Below are 16,807 nucleotides of genomic sequence, written 5' to 3'. Positions count from 1 at the left end.
TAAGTGTACCACAAAAAGGTGTATTTTGCCCCATTTCAACTTTATATAATTGGTTGATTTATTAAGGGTAAATTGCAATTTGCCCCTACAAATCAAAAAATAATTATTAAAAATCAATGAGTTATCATTTTAAGTTAAGTATAAAGTATATCTTACAGTTTATTAAACTCATCTTTTAACGCCAGCATGGTATCACGCACTCTCATCGCTTCTTCAAATTTTAGCTCGCCTGAGAGTTTTTTCATTTGTTTTTCTAGGCGGTTAATCTCTTTTATCATGAGTTCAGGACGGCGTAAGATTTCTACATCAATGTCATTTAGGGCAAAAGGCACATCAATTGTTGGGGCATCCACGCTCTCAATCTCGCCCGTGTCAATCTTATCGGTAATGGTACGGCTTGCCGATTTTGGTATAATGCCATGCTCATCATTAAAGGCGATTTGCTTGGCTCGTCTGCGTTCGGTCTCATCTATCGCTTTTTGCATACTGGGGGTAATGCTGTCGGCGTATAGGATAGCCTTGCCATTGACGTGCCGTGCCGCCCGCCCAATGGTCTGAATGAGTGACCGCTCCGAGCGTAAAAAGCCTTCTTTGTCCGCATCAAAAATCGCCACAAGCGACACCTCAGGCATATCCAAGCCTTCACGCAAAAGGTTAATACCCACCAGCACATCATGCACCCCTGTTCGAAGTTCATGAATGATTTTCATGCGTTCTACCGTATCAATGTCGCTGTGCAAATATGCCACACGCACGCCATATTCTTTTAAATAACTGGTCAAATCCTCCGCCATGCGTTTGGTGAGCGTGGTAATCAGCACTCGCTCATTGAGTGGCTTACGCAGGTTAATCTCGCCAAGCACATCGTCCACTTGGGTGAGTACGGGGCGTATTTCTAGTATGGGGTCAATCAGCCCTGTGGGGCGGACGACTTGCTCGACCACTTGCTCGCTATGTTCCAACTCATAAGGGGCAGGGGTTGCCGATACAAAGATACGAGTTGGCACGACCGCCTCCCACTCTTCGAACATCATGGGGCGGTTATCCATGGCGGACGGCAAGCGAAAGCCATAATTAACCAAGTTTTCTTTGCGACTTCTATCGCCCTTGTACATCGCTCCGATTTGGGGAACGGTAACGTGGCTTTCGTCCAAAAACACCAACGCATCAGACGGTAGATAGTCAAAAAGTGTGGGCGGTGCCTCGCCTGCCTGTCGCCCTGACAGATGACGAGAGTAGTTCTCAATGCCGTTACAGTAGCCTAACTGCTGTATCATCTCTAAGTCGTATTGGGTGCGTTCTTTGATACGCTGGGCTTCTAGTAGCTTATCATGCGAGCGAAAATAGTCTAACCGCTCGGCAAGCTCTTCTTTAATCGTACCCATTGCCACTTCTAATTTTTCTCGGGGGGTAACGTAGTGTGATTTGGGGTAGATGGTAATGCGTGGCACGGATTTGATGTTTTTGCCCGTCAAAGGGTCAAACCATGTGATTTTTTCAACTTCATCATCAAACATACTAATCCGCACCGCCAACTGCTCACTCTCGGCAGGGTAGATGTCTAATGTCTCGCCATGCAAGCGATAGGTGCCACGCCCAAAGTCCAGCTCATTACGCTCATACTGTAACTCAACCAAACGCTTGATAAGGTCGGTTCTGTCCACAACATCGCCCACGACCACGTGCAGGAGCATTTTTAGGTAGCTCTCAGGGTCTCCCAAGCCATAGATGGCGGACACACTCGCCACAATAATGGTATCACGGCGTTCGAGCAAGGCACGCGTGGCGGACAGTCGCATTTGGTCGATGTGGTCGTTGATGGCAGAATCCTTTTCAATAAAGGTATCGCTTGCCACGACATACGCCTCAGGCTGATAATAATCATAATAACTGACAAAGTACTCTACCGCATTATGGGGGAAAAATTCCTTGAACTCGCCATAAAGCTGTGCCGCCAGCGTCTTGTTATGAGCCATGATAATCGCAGGTCGCCCCAAGCTCTCAATGACCTTTGCCATGGTATAAGTCTTACCCGAGCCTGTAACGCCAAGCAAAAGTTGGTCTTTTTTGCCTGCCTTGACCCCGTCCACTAGGGACTGTATGGCGGTCGGTTGGTCGCCACTGGGAGCAAAGGGCGTAACCATTTTAAAGACTTTATCGTCATCGCCTAGCTGTTTGGTAAGCTGACTTTCGGTGATTTTGGCACGAGTGGTTTTGGGCTGTTGCATGGTTTTGTTGTTATTAAAAGAAATCCTTATCATAATGGGGTCATGATAAGGATTTGCAAGCGATGGCAGGAAAGAGCGGTGCAATTGATTATTTGTTTAAAATCTTTTTAACATCATCCTGCATTTTTTTAAGATGTTTGTTTTCGTAGGCTTCTACGGTTTTTTTGTTGCTCTCGCCTGCACTTTTCATGTAGGACTCAAAGACGGCATCTTGTTTTTTTAAGGCACTTTGCCCGTCTTTACTGCCATAAAAAGCAATCATGGCATCCACTTCGGCTTGGCTAAATGACTTGGCGGCGTTTAGGTAGGATTTTTTAAGCCCGTCTTTGGTCGCTTTGGTGTCTAGGCTGTTAATGAGTCCTTCGGCATAGCCGTCAAAGGCTTTTAGGGCTTTTTTGCGTTGGTCATCGGTGAGTGTGTTGTCCTGTGCCATGCCCTGAGCGATTGCCATGCGTTCCATTTCAAGTGGGGCAACGACCGCTTGGTAAAACGTGGATTCGTAAGGCATGATTTTGGCAAGTTCTTCTAGTGATTGATTGCTCGGTGCAGCAAAGGCACTGGTACAAAATAGGGTGCTAAGCAGTAGTAGGGATTTGATTTTCATAACAGCTCCAAAGGTTAAAAGTTAAAAGTGCTATAATCTAACAGATTTTTATCAAGATGAAAAGTTTTAAATTGTTATCATTTGCAACGATGGCTTAACTGTGTGATGAGTGATTTAAATAAAAAGTCGGTACATCACGCACCGACTTTTATGTTACCAGACCAAGCCACGCACTGAGTTTTGGGTGATAAAACCGTCAGGAATGCGTCCGTTATCCGCCTGCCAACGAGCAAAGGCACGAGACGTGTTTGCCCCTGCCACACCGTCTGCTTTGCCGGCAGAGTAGCCTTTGGCGTTTAAGGTTTCTTGCAAGCGAATCACTTCTGAGCGAGGCAGGGGCTGTTCGTGGCGTGGCCAGTTGCCACTAATGCCAGTCCCACCAGCGATACGTTTGGCAAGGGTTGCCACGGCTAGGGCGTAGCTAGATGAGTTGTTATAAACTTTGATGACATCAAAGTTGGGTGTTAGTAGCAGGGCAGGACCATTTACGCCAGCAGGGAGCCACAGCTCGCCTTGGGCATGACCGCCAAGGTACTCGCCATTGGCAGAGACCACGCCCAAGGATTTCCACGATTCTAGGGATTGTTTTTGTCCTAAGAGTTGATAGTTAAAGCCAGTTGGCAAGCGAACTTCATAAAAAGCATCCACGCCTGACACCCAACCGCTCGCTCCTAGATAATGGGCGGTGGAGGTAAGAGCGTCCGAGATTGTCCACGGGTTTTTTTGTCCATCGCCGTTACCGTCCACGCCGTATTTTATCCAAGTAGAGGGGATAAATTGGGTATGACCCATGCCTCCCGCCCATGACCCACGCAGTTGTGAACGATTGACATCGCCACGCTCAATCATCTGTAACATGGCAAGCAGTTCGCCTTCGGCAAAATTGCGACGGCGACCATCAAAAGCAAGACTAGATAAGGCATCGACTAAGTCGGTTGAACCTGTTGCCGCCCCAAAAGAGGACTCAATACTCCAAATGGCGACCATCACTTCTTTGGGGACACCATACTGGCTTTCGGCTCGTGAGAGTAGGGAGGGGTATTCACGCATTTTGGCTCTACCGTCAGAGACACGCCCTGAGGTAACGGCAGATTCGACGTATGACCATGGCATTTTGGCAAATTCGGCTTGGCGACCGTCTAGGCTGATGACCTGTGAGTTGAGACTGGCACTGCCCATCAGTGCATGCACCGCATGAGAGGCATGACCGCCAGCGATGGTGCGAGTGATAAAGTCGCTTTTCCAATCGCCAAAACTGCCATAGTAGCGATTTTCTACCGATGGGGCAGGCGTGGGGGCGGTTACTGGGGCGATGGGTGTTTGGGGTTTGACGATGACCACCCGAGATGGGGCGGGGGCGGGCGTTGGTGTTTCAACAGCGATGGGTCGCTGTGGGGCTTGGGGAGCCGAAGCACAGGATAGTAGCGTGATGGTGGCAACAGCCACAGCGGACAGGCGAAAAGTAGGGTGGTCTAGCAGAGTTGTTACAGAATAAGTCATGAGTATTTAGCGGTAAAAATTTGTTGCCATTGTACACAGTTATGAGAGTTTTGGCAATGATATTTATATATTTGGCAAGGTAAAGATGGATAAGGCAAAAGACGGAGTAAAACATCTATACCCGTCTTTTATTTGCCCTGCTAAATCTTGGTAAATGGGTTGATTGGTGTCATCAACACTGACTAAACCCCGCACCCACATGACCGACCACTGCCACAGGAATGCGGTTATCGGCATGAATGGCAAGTCCGCCACGAGCGGTTTCTTTGTATTTGTCCATCATGTCAAGCCCGGTCTCTTTCATGGTCAAAATGGCTTTGTCCAGTGAGACATGGTGAGAGCCATCGCCACGCAGGGCAAGGCGAGCGGCGTTAATCGCCTTGATGGACGCCATCGCATTGCGTTCAATACAAGGTACTTGCACCAGTCCTGCGATGGGGTCGCAGGTCAGCCCTAAGTTATGTTCTAACCCAATCTCGGCAGCGTTTAGACATTGGGCGACTGTACCGCCCATGACGTGAGCCAGTCCTGCTGCTGCCATCGCACAGGCAGAGCCAACTTCGCCTTGACAGCCAACTTCCGCCCCTGAAATGGACGCATTTTGTTTGATTAATGCCCCAATCGCCCCTGCCACGAGCAAAAACTCACGCACGCCTTGATAGCTAAATGACGGAATAAAGCCTTGATAATAATGTAGCACCGCAGGGATAATACCCGCCGCCCCATTGGTGGGAGCGGTAACGACCCGCCCGCCCGAGGCGTTTTGTTCATTGACCGCCAGAGCATACAGGTTCACCCAGTCCATCGCAAGCAGTCCGCCATCGGCTTTGCCGTATTCTTTACTAAGCTGGTCATATAAGGCTTTGGCACGGCGTTTGACGTTAAGACCGCCGGGCAGGATACCGTCTTTTTGGTAGCCGGCATTGACACACGCCTGCATGGTCGCCCAGATGTCATTAAGATAATCTTTAACTTCTTCTTCGTCTCGGACAGCAGTTTCGTTGTGGAGCATAAGCTCGCTGATACTAAACCTATGCGTGTGGCACAGCCGTTCGATGTCTGCTCCTAGCTCAAAGGGATAAGGGTAGGGCGATTTTTTGGGGGCATCCAGTTGCTCTTGTGCGGTTTGGGCTTTAAATTCGTCATTATCCACAACAAATCCGCCCCCGATAGAAAAGTAAGTCTCGCTGATACGAGTGCCATCGGCTAAGGTGGCGATGAGTGTCATGCCGTTGGGGTGTTGGGACAGGGTGACATCACTATACCACAAGATGTCGGTGGTTTCATCAAAATCAATGATATGACGACCGCCCAAGTTCATCTTTTGGTGCGTGCGTATGTCTGATAAATACTCGTCCGTGCGTTCGGTGTCTATCGTGCGTGGGGCGTGTCCGAGTAGCCCAAGTAAGGTGGCGGTATCGGTGGCGTGTCCTTTGCCTGTGGCGGACAGTGAGCCATATAGCTCTATGGTAATGCCTGTAATTGGACTAAAATCGCCATGCAATCGCTCACCTAACAGTGCCAAAAACCGCCCACTGGCAACCATCGGGCCGACCGTGTGCGAGCTTGAAGGGCCGACGCCGATTTTAAACATATCAAAAATACTAATCATAAAAAGTCCTTTATAAAGTTATTTTACCGTGTGACAAAATCAATTGTTAAATTAAGATAGTCTGACGGGCAGAGTGTGCAAACAATCCTATTTTAAAAAAATGCACAGATAGTCATATCAGATAAGTTGCTATTTTATCATGATTGATGGGGATTTGATATAAAAGTATCTGCCCAAATGTGGGCTTGGTTGAATTTAGAATAATGGCGTATTTTAAAATCAAAAACCCTAACAAGCCACATTAACCCCTTGCGAATTGATACATAGTTTGTCGCCATTATTTAGATTGCCAATCCATGCCTTGCCATTTTTAAACATCAGTGGTTCGGGCAGTTCGGGATTTTTAGTGCTGTCCAAGATAAACCCGTCTTTATGAAAGCGAAAATCGATGACCAGTTGCCCGCTTTTATCAATAAAGCCCCAATTATCGCCCATGCGTACCCCTGCCAGATTCTCACTATAAGCTCGGACATCATCAAAGGCGTAGATAATCATCGGTACGCCCTTATCATCGACAAAGCCCCATTTGCCGTCTTGTTGTCTTGGCGTGAGTGTCAGGTGCGTGCTCGGGTTTGGCAGACTGCCTTGGGCAAGTGTCGGCTCTGGGGTAGGTGACGTGTTGGGGGCTTGCCGTGTGCGATTGCCGTTTTTGTCGATGGTGTAGGTACTGCCGCCAGCGGTGACAGTGGCGAGACCTTGGGAGAAGTCACTGATGTGACTGATGGCTCTCTCGGGGCGGACGATGACCTTGCCCCGAGTGTCTAGCACGCCAAAGCCACGGTTTTGTTTGACGATGATACGCTCGCCCCGCACGCCCCTTGCCCATTGGTTGCCGTTCATGCGGTCGTAGTTAAAGGCGATGACGGTTTTGCCTTTGCCATTGATGTAGCCGACTTTACCGTTTTTTAGGGCGGGGAGTAGCCCACTTCTAAACTCCGAACCCAGCACCGCTTCATAAGCGAACAAATCAGCTGTTTTATTGCCTTTTTTGTCCAAAAGTGCCACAGGTGAGCCGTTGTCTTTGACCGCCAAAAACACGCCCGAACGTGCGGTACAGCTGACGTTTTTATAATGGCTTTTGGGTAGGGTACAGGCGTGAGTTAGGGGTGTGAGCGAGCCGAGCAGTAGGGCGGTGACTAGATATTTTTTCATAAAAACAATGCGTGAGAATTTGGGTTATTTTATCATAAGTGGCAAGATTATCATGCTAAAAAACTTTTTCCAAAAAGTTAAATAAACCATAAAAATTATAAATTATTGTTATTTTTAAATTGTGTTATAATCTTTTAAAATTCAACTACCCAGACCATTTTACATTTGGAGAATAACAATGGCAGGCAAAACCCTTTACGACAAACTTTGGGACGACCATTTGGTCAAAGAGCGTGATGACGGTTCATCGCTTATCTACATTGACCGCCAACTGTTGCATGAAGTAACTTCCCCTCAAGCCTTTGAAGGCTTAGAGCTTAATAACCGTAAGCCGTGGCGACTGTCGGCAAACATCGCAACGCCTGACCACAACGTTCCAACTTCTAAAAATGAACGTGAGCAAGGCATTGCAGGGATTGCTGACGATACCTCTCGCATTCAGGTTAAAACACTTGATGACAACTGCAAATCCTTTAATGTCGTGCAATTTAGTATCAATGACGTCCGTCAAGGCATTGTTCACGTGGTCGGGCCCGAGCAGGGCTTGACCCTACCGGGCATGACGGTGGTGTGTGGGGATAGCCATACCGCCACGCATGGGGCGTTGGGGTGCTTGGCTCATGGTATTGGTACAAGTGAAGTGGAACACGTCCTTGCCACGCAGTGCCTTGTGCAAAAGAAAATGAAAAATATGCTGGTGCGTGTGGACGGCAAACTTGGCAAAGGCGTTACGCCAAAAGATGTCGTGCTGGCCATCATCGGCAAAATCGGCACGGCAGGCGGAACAGGACACGCCATTGAATTTGGCGGACAGGTGTTTCGTGATATGTCCATTGAAGGGCGTATGACCGTGTGTAACATGGCGATTGAAGGCGGTGCTAGGGTCGGACTTGTGGCGGTTGATGATAAGACCACCTCCTATGTTAAAGGTCGCCCCTACGCTCCGACTGGCGAGAATTGGGATAAAGCCGTTGCTTATTGGAATACTTTAAAATCGGACGATGACGCTCATTTTGATACGGTGGTTGTGCTAAATGGCGATGAGATTGAGCCACAGGTGTCGTGGGGTACGTCTCCTGAAATGGTCATTCCCATTAGCCAAAACGTGCCAACCCTAGCGGACGCCAAAGATGACATACAGCGTAATGACTGGATGCGAGCCTATCAATACATGGGCTTGACGGCAGGACAGCCCTTGTCCGATATTGTGCTTGACCGTGTGTTTATCGGCTCTTGCACCAACTCACGCATCGAGGACATTCGTGCAGCAGCAGAAGTTGTTAAGGGTTACAAAGTCGCCCCAAGCATCAAGCAAGCGATGATTGTGGCAGGCTCAGGACTGGTTAAACAGCAAGCAGAGCAAGAAGGGCTGGATAAAATCTTTATGGATGCAGGCTTTGAATGGCGTGAACCGGGCTGTTCTATGTGCCTTGCCATGAATGCCGATAAACTACAAGCTGGCGAGCATTGTGCCAGTACATCCAACCGCAACTTTGAAGGCCGTCAAGGCAATGGTGGACGCACGCATTTGGTATCTCCTATCATGGCAGCAGCAGCGGCAATTCACGGGCATTTTGTGGATGTGCGGACGTTTTGAGATGATAAAATAAGATAATCTGTGCTAGAATGGGTTATTTTATTTTAATTAGAGTGTTATTATGTCGAATGAATCAAATTTTACCTATGAGTTGATTGAAAAATCTTTGGCTTTACCTGGTATTAAAGTTGAACGAAATGCTTTTTTACTTGATGTTTTTAAAGGCAAGGTCAAGCAATCCGATATTTCTTTATTGCTTGAAAAAGGTCCAATCGCATCAGGCTTAATTTCTCAAAAGGAAGTCAAAAAGACCGCCATCATGGTTGCCAACAAAAGAAAATTGATGTGTTCTGGTGGTTCTTTTTTGGCGGGTCTGCCGGGTGGATTGGCATTGATGGCGACAATACCTGCGGATTTAGTACAATTTTTTGCCTTTAATTTGCGTTTAGCCCAAGAAATTGCTTATATTTATGGTTATCAAGATTTTTGGAATGGCGATGTGTTAAATCATGAAAAAGTTGAGCATGAATTAATGCTGTTCTTGGGTGTTATGTTTGGCATTGGCGGAGCATCGCAATTAACACGATTAACAGCAGGAAATTTATCAAAGCAAGCTCTAAAAAAATTGCCACAAATGGCATTAACCAAAACATGGTACTATCCGTTGGTTAAAAAAATTGCAGGAATGATTGGTGTAAAATTAACAAAAGATACTTTTGCCAAAGGTGTTTCTAAGGCTATTCCTGTTATGGGTGGTATTATTTCAGGTGGTATTACTTATGTATCCATGGATAAGATGAGTAAAAGACTGTATGAAGCTTTTGATGTGGCAGTAGAATACACCGATGAAGAGATTTCAGACGATTTGAAAAACCTTAAAAAACAAATGCCAGATATTTTTGAAGGTGAATTTAAGCAAATTGATTAATGCTTAATTAATCAATTTGTATTAGTTTAATTATAAATGAATTAAGGAAAAAACCATGACCGACCTAACCCAAAACTCCTACCTAGATGTGCGTAACCCTACCCAGCCACAAGGTGAAATGACCCTAAAATGTAGCGACATTGCTGATGGTAGCACGCTGTCAGATGACTATGTTGCCAACATTTGGGGTTATACAGGAGGCAATGTGAGTCCAGAGCTTGTGTGGGACAACGCCCCAGCAGGTACCAAAAGTTTTGTACTGACCATGTATGACCCCGACGCTCCAACAGGCTCAGGTTTTTGGCATTGGAATGTGTTTAATATCCCTGCTGATTGGACAAAATTACCAAAAGGCAAATCCAATGATTTTGGAAATGGTATTGTAGAACTACAAAATGATGCAGGATTAAACGGTTTTATCGGAGCATTTCCCCCCAAAGGCGATAAACCACATCGCTACATTTTTACGCTGTATGCTTTAAATGACACGCTGGATTTGTCAAATGACATCAGTGCTGCGGTACTCGGCTTTAATTTAAATGGCAAAGTATTGGCAGCAGCAACTTTGACGGCTTATTATGGTTGCTAAAATGACTGTTTTTGATAAGTTATAACAAGGATAATTTATGAAACCATACACCACCGAACAGGGCATCGTTGCCCCACTTGACCGCTCAAATGTGGATACCGATTTGATTATCCCCAAGCAGTTTTTAAAATCCATCAAACGCACAGGCTTTGGCGATAATTTATTTGATGAATTGCGTTATTTGGACGAAGGCTTTTTGGGGCAAGACATTAATAAGCGTCCCAAAAATCCTGATTTTGTGTTAAACCAAGCCCGCTATGCTGGGGCAACCATTTTACTGGCTCGCAAAAACTTTGGCTGTGGGTCTAGCCGTGAACACGCTCCGTGGGCATTGGAAGAATATGGCTTTCGCACCGTGATTGCCCCAAGTTTTGCTGATATTTTTTATAATAACTGCTTTAAAAATGGTATGTTGCCTGTTGTGTTAAGTGAAAGCGATGTTGATGACTTATTTAACGAATGTTTTGCCAATATTGGCTATCAATTAACGGTTGATTTAGAAAACCAAAAAGTCATCAGCCCAAGCGGTAAAGAGTATTCTTTTGAAGTTGATGCGTTTCGTAAGCATTGTTTGTTAAATGGTTTGGACGATATTGGGCTAACCTTGCAACACGCCGATGACATTAAAGCTTTTGAAGAAAAAGCCAAAGCGGACAGACCGTGGGTGTTTAAAGAATTGACGGCTTGATATTTTTGATAGGATTTTATTATGACTGATACATTTTCCCCAGAAATTTTAAAAGAGCAATATCATTTAACTAATAATGAGGCTCACGAGTTAAGTGATTTATTAAAATTCTTTGAGAATAAGAATTTTACTTATAGTAAACAATTAAGTGATTTTATTGTAAAAAATAATCTTGCGGATAGATTTCCAAATTTAACTGGTGTAGGTTTATTTAAGAAAGGTTCTGATGAGTGGAATTTAAAAGGTGCAATTTCACCTAGTGTTTATCATATTGTTTGTAGTTGTCTTAATTTACAAGGTAAAGACAGTGGTTCTACAATACACAAATTCACAAGTTACAAATCAACTAAAAATAATTCATATCCTAATCAGTCTTTATTTGAAAGTTTGGAAAGATTTTTTGTTGATAAGAAAAGTTATGATGACGAAAAATATTCTATTGAAGATTTAGTTGAGTTATATGGTGAAAACCCTTCTGAAATGACCAGTAGTGAAATGGAGTTATTTTTGGAAACCTAAGAACCTGACTTTGATTGAAACATTTTCTAATTTAAAAAGGGAAAATCTTTATGAAACACATTGCAATCTTAAAAGGCGATGGTATTGGCCCTGAGATTATCGCCCAAGCCGTTAAAGTATTGGACAAACTCATTGAACAAGGCTTGGCTGTCAGCTATGAATACGCCAAATTGGGCGGTGAAGCCTATGACGCTTATGGTTTGCCATATCCAAGCCAAACCCAAGAGCTTTGCCAAAAGGTGGATGCAGTGCTTTTGGGGGCGGTTGGTTCGCCTAAGTACGATGACCTTGACCGTCCATTGCGTCCTGAGCGTGGACTTTTGGCGATTCGCAAGGATTTGAATTTGTTTGCTAATTTACGCCCTGCAATTTTGTATAAAGAACTGGCTGATGCTTCTACATTAAAACCTGAGGTTGTGGCAGGGCTTGATATCTTAATTGTCAGAGAATTGACAGGTGATATTTATTTTGGTGAGCCACGGGGCATTGTAACCCTTGACAATGGCGAGCGTGAGGGCTTTAATACCATGCGTTATGGCGAAAGTGAGATTCGCCGCATTGCCAAAGTGTCCTTTGAGGCTGCCCAAAAACGCCGTGGCAAACTGTGCAGTGTGGATAAAGCCAATGTGTTAGAAACCACCGAACTTTGGCGGCAGATTTTTACCGAAGTTGGCAAAGACTATCCAGAGGTTGAACTTAGTCATATGTATGTGGATAATGCTGCCATGCAATTGGTCAAAAATCCCAAGCAGTTTGATGTGATTGCCACAGGCAATATCTTTGGCGATATTTTGTCCGACCAAGCGTCCATGCTCACAGGCTCTATTGGCATGTTGCCATCAGCAAGCCTAAACGAGACAGGCAAAGGGTTGTACGAGCCGTCTCATGGCTCTGCCCCTGACATTGCAGGGCAGGATAAGGCAAATCCGCTAGCGACCATTTTGTCGCTTGCCATGCTTGTGCGTTATAGCCTAAATGATGAAAATCGTGCGGTGCAGATTGAAAAGGCGGTGCAAAAAGTGCTAGAACAAGGCTATCGCACGGCGGATATTTATGAAGACGGCACGACTTTGGTTGGCTGTGCGGACATGGGCGATAAAGTGGTGCAGGCGTTGTAAGCGTTGTTGATTTAACACAAAAAGCCCATGATTGTGGGCTTTTTATTTGCCAAGTGGTTGATTTTGCTTTACAATGCTAGGGCGTGTTGAACATTGATAACATTTTATTTAAATTCGGTAGAGTTTTAAAGCCTTGATTGATTTTTGCATGAAAAATGGCTATCCGACCACTTAATTTAAAAAGTTAAGTATAATTCTTAAATTTACCCAGTTTAAGTGGTCGGATTGTTTTTCATCGTCAAAATCCTTGTTGATATTTCAATATCAACTGCGGACTTTTCCTTGAAAAACTTGCGATTTTTCTCATTTTTCATTGCAAATACCAATATTCAACACGCCCTATCGGTTTTAATTTAAAAAGGGGTAAGATGATGAAAAAAGTATTGGTGCTGGCTTTGGCGGTGTTAATGACTGCTTGTGGTCAAGATGAAACGGTCAAAAACAATCAAGCAGAATATTTGGATGCTCAAAAAAATCAAGTCATGCCAAGTGGCGAGCTAACCCCAAGTGAGACCATTAAAGCCCTTGATCAAAAACTTGCCAATGTAGGCAAGATTACCAAGTCTGAACAAATTAAATTTAGCACGGTTGCCTATGAGTATGAACTGCCCGATGAGATGAAGCAGGCGTGCAATTTTGACCCAAAAACACCCAAAGATGACGAAGGTTTTTATAAAGAGGGCTTTTGCACGAGTATCAATATCAAATTGGCAAAAGTTGAACCACGTTGGATAGAGCAGATTGTCAATAAAACAATTACCAACGATGACAATCCTAAACTGCTTAAATTTAAGCAGAATGTTGATGAATTTGTGGGTGAGCATTTGATGTTTATCAATGAGATGAAAGACGTTGCCAAAGAAAATGGCGAGCCCTTTGAGTCAGCACCGAGCTATGCTTGGACGGTTGCCCCAGAGCTTATCCCTGCTCACAAAAACTTAGCTCAGGTTGCCATCGCAGGCGATGTTTATATGGGTGGGGCTCATGGCATGCCATTTATGGAGTATCTGATGTTTGATATGGATTTGCAGACGCAGATTGATTTTTCTGATGTGATTGTGGCGGATAGGGCGAGTGATTTTCATGAGCTGGCTTATGCGGGGTTTAAAGAATATCTAAAAGATGAGCTACAAATCACAACCAAAAAAGACATTCAAGAATACGAGCAAACGTGGCAGTTTGAGATGACCGAAAATGTGTATTTTGGTAAAAATGGGGTGGTGCTGGTGTATCAACCTTATGAAATGGGAGGTTTTGCACAGGGTTTTGTTGAGATTGTGGTGCCGTATGATAAATTACAAGGCATTATCCGAGAGGAATACTTACCTAAGCAGACAGCCAAAACAGCAAACCAAGAATCGGTAAGTCAAGAGTCAGTAAGTCAAAAGGCGGAGCAGGCAAGCCAAGCGGATAAGTCCTGATGTATCATTAACCAAACATTAACAATGCGTTTCTTAATCGTGCTTGTTTTTCCTAATCAGTCTTGCTAGAATTTATCGCATTGGTGTTGCACCAATAACATTATTCATCAAACCCAAGGAGTTGTTATGAAAAAGCTAGCCCTACTGTCTCTTGTTGCCCTAGCAGGCATGGCAAATGCTGCCACTTATGAGATTGACCCATTTCACACCAATGCCCGTTTTGCCATTGATCATTTTAAAACCAGTACCAACGTGGGCGGTGTGTATGGTCTAACAGGCGAGATGGAGTTTGATAAAGCCAAACGCACAGGTAAAATTGACATCGAGTTGCCATTGGCAAACCTACAATCAAGCTCTAAGGAGTTTACTGAACATCTGCTCAGTGCCGATTTGTTTGATGCCGAAAAATATCCCACCATGCGTTTTGAATCTACCAAATTCAACTACACAGGCAAGGGCAAAGCACGCAAACTAAGCTCAGTAGATGGCAAACTTACCCTACTTGGTCAAACACACCCTGTTCGTCTGCACGCCAATAAGTTCAATTGCTATGACAGCCCCATGGCAAAAACCGAAGTTTGTGGCGGTGATTTTAGCACGACCATTGACCGCACCAAATGGGGCATGGATTATTTGGTGAATGTTGGCATGGCAAAAAATGTCCGCATTGACATTCAAGTAGAAGCCGCTAAGAAATAATTTGTTTTAAAGAATCAAAAATCACCCCAAATCATGTTGGGGTGATTTTTGTGATTTGCATAAAGGATGGGTGATATGGGTAAAAGTTACATTTGCCACAGATTTATACCATGGACGTAAGGACGTGCTGAACACGTCCTTTGGGCTTTAAAAAATACGGTTCATGCCATTTAACGCCGCCACACGATAGGCTTCTGCCATGGTGGGGTAGTTAAAGGTGGTGTTGATGAAGTATTCTAGTGTGTGACCGCATTTCATCACCGCTTGTCCGATGTGGATAATCTCGGAGGCGTGGTTGCCGTAGCAGTGAATGCCTAGGATTTGTAGGGTTTCACGGTGGAACAAGATTTTTAGTACGCCCGAACGCTCACCGATGATTTGGGAGCGAGCTAGGTGTTTGAAAAAGGCTTGTCCAACTTCATAAGGGATTTGGTCACGGGTTAAGTCTTCTTCGGTCGCCCCAATGCTTGAAATCTCAGGAATGGTATAGATGCCAGTAGGCACGCTATTGACAAACTCAGCGTGTTTGTCACCCACCATAAAGCCGGCGGCATTTCGCCCTTGGTCGTAGGCAGCGGACGCCAAAGACGGCCAGCCGATGACATCGCCCACGGCATAGATGTGTTCGGCTTTGGTGCGGTAGGTTTGGTCAACTTCGAGCTGTCCACGACTGTTGGCAGATAAGCCAACCGCTTCTAGATTAAGCCCGTCGGTGTTGCCCGAACGTCCGTTACACCAAAGGATGGCGTCGGATTTGATTTTTTTACCGCTTTTTAGGTGTAAGACCACGCAGTCATCAAAGGTTTCTAGGCGTTCAATCTCTTCATTGCTACGAATACGCACGCCAAACTGACGAAAGTCGTGCGATAGGGCGTCCGAGATTTCATCATCAAGGTAGCTTAGCAGTTGTTCTTTGTTATTAATCAAATCAACGACATAGCCCAGACCTGTAAAGATGGACGCATACTCACAGCCAATCACGCCTGCCCCGTAGATGATGATTTTGCGAGCGACATAGTCCATTTGCAAAATCTTATCTGAGTCAAAGACGCGGGGATGGTCAAAGTCAAGCAGGTCAGGACGGTAGGGTCGTGAACCCACGGCAATGACCGCCTTTTCAAAGGTAACAGTCTTGGCACCCTCACCATGAACCTGCTCGACTTCTAGGGTGTTTTTGTCAATAAAACGCCCCCAACCTTGGATAATCTCAACACGGTTACGCTCATAAAATAGCTTGTGGGTATTGACTTGACTGGCAATCACTCGCCGTGCTTTGCTCAGCACCTTATTTAGGGGAACTTGAAAGTTGTCAGTAAATGAGCTAAAAATGGGGTCACGTCTCATGCTGATGATGTTAAACACCGATTGGCGAAGTGCCTTACTGGGGATGGTGCCGACGTGAGCACAGTTACCGCCCACTTGGTCGCGGGGGTCGATGACTGCCACTTTCAGTCCTGATTTGGCAAGTTTCATCGCCGCTGCTTCACCGGCAGGCCCTGCCCCTAGCACCACCGCGTCATATTCAAAGCCGTGACGGACTTTGCGTTTTTGGGGAGCGATGGCGACACGCTGACCATCTAACGGACTGATGAGTAAATGACTGGGGTCATGCTCTTCATGAGCTGGCGTGTTTGTGCTGTCGGGGGTTTTGATTTCTGCTTCGGGTAGGGCGGAACGTTTGGCTTGTTCTTTGATGGCGTGTTCTGCCTTGGTCTCATTTGTGGCAGGGTTTGGGGATTTACCTGCCGTCTCGGTGGGGTTGGTTTTGGTCATGATATTGCCTTTTTGTTTGTTTTAATTAACGAATATTTTGCGTTAAAATCTCATCTAACTGCCACAGCCCTGTGGGTTTGCCAGTATTTTGGTCTATCTCTTGACGCACTTTGATGGTGTAGGCAGTGCCAACGGTTGGCGTAAAGCCGATGATGTCATTATAGCCAATGCCGAACAGCTTATCATCGTCTGCCCCGATGGGCTTGACCAGTAGGCACTGCATGGGTGTGGCAGAATGACAGGCACTGCGATAAGGCATGACTTCTAGCGTTTCACTGGCATTTAGGGCGACATTAGGGATGTAACGTGGCTCGGGCACAGGGGGGCGACTTTGGCACGCACTCAAAGAGATGATGAGTGTTAGGGGTAAGAGTAACAAAGAGCGATGTTTCATATTTTTCTCAGAGTTTATCAGTTTTAAAATCATGTTATTTAAAAT

At 45.4% G+C, this 16,807-nt stretch carries 15 protein-coding genes; 8 read left to right on the top strand and 7 right to left on the bottom strand.

The window, feature by feature from the left end; genetic code table 11:
* Window positions 1-152 precede the first annotated feature (152 nt).
* The 5 genes from uvrB to B5J94_RS03300 form a co-directional block, all read right to left on the bottom strand.
* The gene (gene uvrB, locus B5J94_RS03320; RefSeq protein ID WP_062499268.1) at window positions 153-2,228 is read right to left on the bottom strand and encodes an excinuclease ABC subunit UvrB; all 2,076 of its coding nucleotides are present in this window, start codon (window positions 2,226-2,228) and stop codon (window positions 153-155) included.
* 88 nt (window positions 2,229-2,316) lie between these two features.
* A complete protein-coding gene (locus tag B5J94_RS03315; protein WP_062499269.1) occupies window positions 2,317-2,832 on the bottom strand; it encodes a DUF2059 domain-containing protein in 516 nt (171 codons plus the stop codon).
* Between the two features lie 153 nt (window positions 2,833-2,985).
* The gene (locus tag B5J94_RS03310; RefSeq protein WP_079363930.1) at window positions 2,986-4,332 is read right to left on the bottom strand and encodes a lytic murein transglycosylase; all 1,347 of its coding nucleotides are present in this window, start codon (window positions 4,330-4,332) and stop codon (window positions 2,986-2,988) included.
* A gap of 172 nt (window positions 4,333-4,504) precedes the next feature.
* On the bottom strand, window positions 4,505-5,944 hold the full coding sequence (locus B5J94_RS03305; RefSeq protein WP_062499271.1) for an L-serine ammonia-lyase: 1,440 nt from the start codon (window positions 5,942-5,944) through the stop codon (window positions 4,505-4,507).
* 228 nt (window positions 5,945-6,172) lie between these two features.
* Window positions 6,173-7,096: a WG repeat-containing protein gene (locus tag B5J94_RS03300; RefSeq protein ID WP_062499272.1), complete on the bottom strand. Its 924-nt coding sequence runs from the start codon at window positions 7,094-7,096 to the stop codon at window positions 6,173-6,175.
* Between the two features lie 178 nt (window positions 7,097-7,274).
* On the opposite strand from B5J94_RS03300, the gene leuC reads away from it, so the two are divergent.
* From leuC to B5J94_RS03260, 8 genes are all read left to right on the top strand, one after another.
* Window positions 7,275-8,693 carry a 3-isopropylmalate dehydratase large subunit gene (gene leuC, locus B5J94_RS03295; protein ID WP_062499273.1) on the top strand — a complete coding sequence of 473 codons (1,419 nt, stop codon included), beginning with the start codon at window positions 7,275-7,277 and terminating at the stop codon, window positions 8,691-8,693.
* Window positions 8,694-8,754: 61 nt separating this feature from the next.
* On the top strand, window positions 8,755-9,561 hold the full coding sequence (locus tag B5J94_RS03290; RefSeq protein ID WP_062499274.1) for a hypothetical protein: 807 nt from the start codon (window positions 8,755-8,757) through the stop codon (window positions 9,559-9,561).
* A gap of 55 nt (window positions 9,562-9,616) precedes the next feature.
* Complete coding sequence (locus B5J94_RS03285) at window positions 9,617-10,150, top strand: YbhB/YbcL family Raf kinase inhibitor-like protein (RefSeq protein ID WP_062499275.1); 534 nt, start codon at window positions 9,617-9,619, stop codon at window positions 10,148-10,150.
* Window positions 10,151-10,187: 37 nt separating this feature from the next.
* Window positions 10,188-10,838 carry a 3-isopropylmalate dehydratase small subunit gene (gene leuD, locus B5J94_RS03280; RefSeq protein WP_062499276.1) on the top strand — a complete coding sequence of 217 codons (651 nt, stop codon included), beginning with the start codon at window positions 10,188-10,190 and terminating at the stop codon, window positions 10,836-10,838.
* Between the two features lie 21 nt (window positions 10,839-10,859).
* Complete coding sequence (locus B5J94_RS03275) at window positions 10,860-11,357, top strand: hypothetical protein (RefSeq protein ID WP_062499277.1); 498 nt, start codon at window positions 10,860-10,862, stop codon at window positions 11,355-11,357.
* 50 nt (window positions 11,358-11,407) lie between these two features.
* Window positions 11,408-12,475 carry a 3-isopropylmalate dehydrogenase gene (gene leuB / locus B5J94_RS03270; RefSeq protein ID WP_062499278.1) on the top strand — a complete coding sequence of 356 codons (1,068 nt, stop codon included), beginning with the start codon at window positions 11,408-11,410 and terminating at the stop codon, window positions 12,473-12,475.
* A gap of 368 nt (window positions 12,476-12,843) precedes the next feature.
* Window positions 12,844-13,896 (top strand): RsiV family protein, encoded by a 1,053-nt coding sequence (locus B5J94_RS03265; protein ID WP_079363929.1) that lies wholly within the window; start codon window positions 12,844-12,846, stop codon window positions 13,894-13,896.
* A gap of 126 nt (window positions 13,897-14,022) precedes the next feature.
* Window positions 14,023-14,595, top strand: coding sequence for a YceI family protein (locus B5J94_RS03260; RefSeq protein WP_062498330.1), 573 nt, complete (start codon window positions 14,023-14,025; stop codon window positions 14,593-14,595).
* Window positions 14,596-14,742: 147 nt separating this feature from the next.
* Here the strand turns inward: B5J94_RS03260 and sthA are convergent, their stop codons facing one another.
* Both sthA and B5J94_RS03250 read right to left on the bottom strand, forming a co-directional pair.
* Window positions 14,743-16,368, bottom strand: coding sequence for a Si-specific NAD(P)(+) transhydrogenase (gene sthA / locus B5J94_RS03255; protein ID WP_228144510.1), 1,626 nt, complete (start codon window positions 16,366-16,368; stop codon window positions 14,743-14,745).
* A gap of 25 nt (window positions 16,369-16,393) precedes the next feature.
* Complete coding sequence (locus B5J94_RS03250; protein ID WP_158081030.1) at window positions 16,394-16,762, bottom strand: DUF4377 domain-containing protein; 369 nt, start codon at window positions 16,760-16,762, stop codon at window positions 16,394-16,396.
* Window positions 16,763-16,807: the final 45 nt, after the last annotated feature.

The sequence above is a fragment of the Moraxella lacunata genome, assembly GCF_002027545.1.
GTDB lineage: Bacteria > Pseudomonadota > Gammaproteobacteria > Pseudomonadales > Moraxellaceae > Moraxella > Moraxella lacunata.
This window is presented reverse-complemented; position numbering and strand designations above follow the sequence as displayed.

What these genes read in the sequence shown, in the direction of transcription:
- B5J94_RS03260 (WP_062498330.1), top strand. Translation starts at nt 14,023, where the DNA reads ATGAAAAAGCTAGCCCTACTGTCTCTTGTTGCCCTAGCAGGCATGGCA.
- B5J94_RS03315 (WP_062499269.1), bottom strand. Translation starts at nt 2,832, where the DNA reads ATGAAAATCAAATCCCTACTACTGCTTAGCACCCTATTTTGTACCAGT.
- leuB (WP_062499278.1), top strand. Translation starts at nt 11,408, where the DNA reads ATGAAACACATTGCAATCTTAAAAGGCGATGGTATTGGCCCTGAGATT.
- B5J94_RS03285 (WP_062499275.1), top strand. Translation starts at nt 9,617, where the DNA reads ATGACCGACCTAACCCAAAACTCCTACCTAGATGTGCGTAACCCTACC.
- B5J94_RS03305 (WP_062499271.1), bottom strand. Translation starts at nt 5,944, where the DNA reads ATGATTAGTATTTTTGATATGTTTAAAATCGGCGTCGGCCCTTCAAGC.
- B5J94_RS03275 (WP_062499277.1), top strand. Translation starts at nt 10,860, where the DNA reads ATGACTGATACATTTTCCCCAGAAATTTTAAAAGAGCAATATCATTTA.
- leuC (WP_062499273.1), top strand. Translation starts at nt 7,275, where the DNA reads ATGGCAGGCAAAACCCTTTACGACAAACTTTGGGACGACCATTTGGTC.
- B5J94_RS03290 (WP_062499274.1), top strand. Translation starts at nt 8,755, where the DNA reads ATGTCGAATGAATCAAATTTTACCTATGAGTTGATTGAAAAATCTTTG.
- leuD (WP_062499276.1), top strand. Translation starts at nt 10,188, where the DNA reads ATGAAACCATACACCACCGAACAGGGCATCGTTGCCCCACTTGACCGC.
- uvrB (WP_062499268.1), bottom strand. Translation starts at nt 2,228, where the DNA reads ATGCAACAGCCCAAAACCACTCGTGCCAAAATCACCGAAAGTCAGCTT.
- B5J94_RS03300 (WP_062499272.1), bottom strand. Translation starts at nt 7,096, where the DNA reads ATGAAAAAATATCTAGTCACCGCCCTACTGCTCGGCTCGCTCACACCC.
- B5J94_RS03265 (WP_079363929.1), top strand. Translation starts at nt 12,844, where the DNA reads ATGATGAAAAAAGTATTGGTGCTGGCTTTGGCGGTGTTAATGACTGCT.
- B5J94_RS03310 (WP_079363930.1), bottom strand. Translation starts at nt 4,332, where the DNA reads ATGACTTATTCTGTAACAACTCTGCTAGACCACCCTACTTTTCGCCTG.
- B5J94_RS03250 (WP_158081030.1), bottom strand. Translation starts at nt 16,762, where the DNA reads ATGAAACATCGCTCTTTGTTACTCTTACCCCTAACACTCATCATCTCT.
- sthA (WP_228144510.1), bottom strand. Translation starts at nt 16,368, where the DNA reads ATGACCAAAACCAACCCCACCGAGACGGCAGGTAAATCCCCAAACCCT.